This is a genomic window from Ferroacidibacillus organovorans, from assembly GCF_001516615.1.
In the GTDB taxonomy this organism is placed as follows: domain Bacteria; phylum Bacillota; class Bacilli; order Alicyclobacillales; family SLC66; genus Ferroacidibacillus; species Ferroacidibacillus ferrooxidans_B.
Window position 1 is genome coordinate 1 of record NZ_LPVJ01000004.1, and the last position, 1,538, is coordinate 1,538.

The window sequence follows — 1,538 nt, forward strand, 5'->3', positions numbered from 1 at the left end:
TCCATGGCAGATTGACGTTACGGCCGCTCCGCCAATGGCGGTGAACAAATCACCGTCAAACAGCGTGAGCGGCTACAATATACAGTGATAACTAGAACGGTCGGATGACTTGTGGATAACTTCATTTGGATTTTCCAAGAATCTTTGGTAATTGACTTTATATACCGGAATAATCCCCATCGACATTGTACCTAGGGCGTTGTCGATATCCAGCACCATACTCCTTTCATCTAAGCTCGTAAAAAATTCGTAATGCTCAGTCTCTATGTCACTCTTGTGCACACTGACTACAAACTGCTCATGACCGCATACAGGACAATCGGGATCGCGAGCCCAACTGAAATTATCCGCTACACCGGACATCAGGTTGATACGAAACAATGAGTTTGACGGTACGGTACGAATATCATGGTTCCCTAGAATTTGTAATACTTTTGCTGCTTGAAGAGATCCGAACACGCCGCAAAGAGGCCCTAACACACCTACACTTTCACATGTATCCCCTGAGTCAGGTAGATCACCAAATAGACAGCGGTAGCACCCCATACCTGGACTAAAGCAGACAAGTTGTCCATCATAGCCAATAACGCTTGCATCCACCCAGGTCTTGTGCAACTCAACAGACACTTGGTTTATTACATACCTCGTGCGAAAATTGTCCGAACCATTAACCACGATATCAAACTTGGATATAATGTCCCTTGCATTATCATTGGTTAAGTGTTCGTCAAATACAGTTATTTTTGTGTCTGGAAACTGAGAACTAAGACGTTTCCCCAACGTAACAGCCTTATTAGTGCCCACATCACCTTCGTGGAAGGCAATTTGTCGAGCCAAGTTAGACATCTCAACGTGGTCTCCATCAATTAAACCAAGGGTACCAATACCAGCAGCAGACAAATACATCGTTGCTGGATTGCCCAGTCCCCCAGCTCCAACCACTAGCACCTTCGAAGCCTGAATGCGTCTGTGTCCATCATATCCAATGTCCTGCAATATTATTTGGCGGCTATATCGGGTGTAATCACCACCTGAGATGGCGAAAATCACATCTATGGTATCGTTGTCATCTACCGGGGTTGCCGAGTCAAATACTCTTTCCTTGTTAAGGAATACGATGACAGTTGGCCTTAGAATATGTTTCCCTTGAAATAACCTCTTAGATACTCCTTCTCGTTGAGCGGATATTTCCACGAGAGCTTCAATTACTGTGGACGCTTGTACAAGTACGGCTGTTTGAACGATCCCGGGGATATTAACGGCGACCATATCTCTTCCTCCTATTCGTATTTATAAGTTCAGCTTGTGATCAGAGAGTCTTCCCTGCTTCAGTAATTTTATTGAGAAGATGGCGAAGGTGAGTAGCACACTTCCCCCCACAGTAGCGACAGTTCCTAAGAGGGACCAGTGAGTTAGCAGCACACCCGTTAATTCTGAACCTAGTATGATTCCCAATACTGTGTAAGCGTAAAACCAGACCCACCTATCGATGCGTGCGATCTCTTGAGATAATTGCCTCATGAATTCCATGTGGAGGC

General features: G+C 45.1%; 2 protein-coding genes. Both read right to left on the bottom strand.

What is annotated here, in order from left to right; translation table 11 throughout:
* Window positions 1-72 precede the first annotated feature (72 nt).
* Window positions 73-1,269 (bottom strand): ThiF family adenylyltransferase, encoded by a 1,197-nt coding sequence (locus tag ATW55_RS01435; RefSeq protein ID WP_067711312.1) that lies wholly within the window; start codon window positions 1,267-1,269, stop codon window positions 73-75.
* 21 nt (window positions 1,270-1,290) lie between these two features.
* Window positions 1,291-1,538, bottom strand: a 248-nt coding sequence (locus ATW55_RS16630; RefSeq protein ID WP_235586945.1) for a hypothetical protein, incomplete at its 5' end; no start/stop codon positions are given.